Annotated in this window: 1 protein-coding gene; it reads left to right on the forward strand. The window is 69.6% G+C overall.

Annotated features, from left to right (window positions below; all coding sequences use genetic code 11):
- Nucleotides 1-298: 298 nt before the first annotated feature.
- Entirely contained in the window at nt 299-1447 is a 1149-nt protein-coding gene (locus PUR61_RS01640; protein WP_443035104.1) for an IS30 family transposase, read from the forward strand.
- Nucleotides 1448-1483: the final 36 nt, after the last annotated feature.

Consider the following 1483-nt stretch of genomic DNA (forward strand, 5'->3'; position numbering starts at 1 on the left):
GCTTGGGTTCTAGCGGTCCTCGCAACACCCGCGATCGGTGGGAGTTGCGAGGACCGTGGCCGTTGGACGCGATGATCTTTCGGGGTTGAGGGAGCGTTTCCTTGCGCGGGTGGATGTGGTGGGGAACGTGACGGTGGTGGCGCGTGAGCTGGGGGTGAACCGGAACACTGCTTTCGGCTGGGCCCGGAAGGGCGGACGGAGCTCGGTGCGCCTGCCGCGGCGCCACCCCGGGCGCGATGAGTACGAGCGGCTTCGGGACACGGGTGTCGCACGCCTGGCGGCGGCCCGGCAGGTCGGTGTGAACGAGCGCACGGCCAGGGACTGGGAACGGGGCGTCAAGAAGACCGGCCATTCGCGCACGTATCCGGAGGGGTACCGCGTCGACTACCGGGCGGGAACCGTCACCATGTCCGGTGTGACAACAGTACCGGTCGGCTTGGGGGTCCTGGAGAAGCAGCTCCACCCGCGCTTCCTGACCCTGGCCGAGCGCGAACAGATCCGCGATCTGCGCTCGGCGGGCCAGTCTCTGCGGGCGATCGGACGGGCCCTGGGACGGCCGGCGAGCACGATCAAACGGGAGATCGACGCGAACGCGGGCAGCAGGGGCTACCAGCCCTACGCGGCCCACCGGGCGGCGGCGGCGCGCAGGCCCCGGCCCAAGGAGCGCAAGCTGCTGCGCGAGGGACGGCTGCGTCGCTTCGTCCAGGGCGGACTGCTCAGGCGGTGGTCACCGGAACAGATCTGCCACGCTCTGCTGACGGAGCATCCCGACGACGAGAGCATGCGGGTGAGCGTGGAAACGATCTATCAGGCGCTGTATTTCCAGGCCCGCGGCGGTCTGAAACGGGAAGTGCAGGCAGCCGTCCGCTCCGGCCGGACCCGCCGCAGACCCCGCCGCGACCCCGAGCGGCGCACCCTGCGGTTCATCGACCCGATGGTGATGATCAGCGACCGGCCCGCCGACGTCGAGGACCGGGCGGTGCCCGGCCACTGGGAAGGGGACCTGATCATCGGCGCGGGCGGGCGTTCCGCCATCGCCACCCTGGTCGAACGAAGCACCCGTTACACGATGCTGGTCCACCTGCCGGGCGGAGCCCACGACGCCGAGACCGTTCGCGACGGCCTCGTCCGCACCGTCCGGACCCTGCCGGCCCACCTGCGCGGCTCCCTCACCTGGGACCAGGGCAGCGAGATGGCACGCCACAGGCAGTTCACCATGGCCACCGGAATGCCCGTCTACTTCTGCGACCCCGCCTCACCCTGGCAACGCGGCTCGAACGAGAACACCAACGGGCTCCTGCGGCAGTACTTCCCGAAGGGAACCGACCTGAGCCCGCACAGCCCCGAAGACCTCGAACACGTCGCCCAGGAACTCAACGGCCGCCCACGCAAGACGCTCGGCTGGAATACCCCAGCCGAGCGTCTACGTGATCTACTCACCACCTAAACCACGTGGTGTTGCGACGACCCCCAGAACCCAAGC

It is taken from the genome of Streptomyces sp. BE20 (assembly GCF_036322525.1).
Lineage (GTDB): Bacteria > Actinomycetota > Actinomycetes > Streptomycetales > Streptomycetaceae > Kitasatospora.